The organism is Streptomyces goshikiensis, assembly GCF_014650555.1.
Classification (GTDB): domain Bacteria; phylum Actinomycetota; class Actinomycetes; order Streptomycetales; family Streptomycetaceae; genus Streptomyces; species Streptomyces goshikiensis.
In genome coordinates, this window is record NZ_BMVE01000041.1 from 1 (window position 1) to 792 (window position 792).

1 protein-coding gene is annotated in these 792 nt (G+C 66.9%); it reads left to right on the forward strand.

Going from position 1 to position 792, the window contains the following annotated elements:
* Positions 1–792 (forward strand): ketoacyl-synthetase C-terminal extension domain-containing protein (locus tag IE248_RS37040; protein WP_190033150.1); only part of this gene is annotated, 792 nt, incomplete at both ends.

Below are 792 nucleotides of genomic sequence, written 5' to 3' on the forward strand. Positions count from 1 at the left end.
GGTGATGTGGATGTGGTGGAGGCGCATGGGACGGGGACGCGTCTGGGTGATCCGATTGAGGCGCAGGCGTTGCTGGCGACGTATGGGCAGCGGGACGCGGGGCGGCCTTTGCGGCTTGGTTCGTTGAAGTCGAATGTGGGTCATACGCAGGCTGCTGCGGGTGTGGCCGGTGTGATCAAGATGGTCATGGCGATGCGGCACGGAGTCCTGCCGAAGACTCTGCATGTCGATGAGGCCTCTCCCCATGTCGACTGGTCCGCGGGGGCCGTCGCACTGCTGACGGAGCAGGAGCCGTGGCCGGAGGTGGGGCGTCAGCGCAGGGCCGCGGTGTCCTCCTTCGGGCTCAGTGGGACGAATGCGCATGTGGTGTTGGAGGAGGCGCCTGTTCCGGAGGAGGGGGAGTTCGTCGGGGATGCCCCGTTGGCTGTGGTGCCGGTGGTGGTGTCTGGTCGTTCGGTGGGTGTGGTGGCTGAGCTGGCGTCCCGTGTGAGGGAGGTGGCTGGGTCTGGTCGGTTGGTGGATGTGGGGTTGTCGTCGGTGGTGTCGCGGTCGGTGTTCGAGCACCGGTCCGTGGTGCTGGCGGATAACGCAACGGAGTTGAACACCGGTCTGGATGCTGTGGCGGCTGGGGTGCCGTCGTCTGGTGTGGTGTCGGGTGTGGTGTCGGTCGAGGGTGGCCGGTCGGTGTTCGTGTTCCCTGGTCAGGGGACGCAGTGGGTGGGGATGGCGGTTCGGCTGTGGGCTGAGTCGGGTGTGTTCGCGGAGTCGATGGCGCGGTGTGAGGCGGCGTTT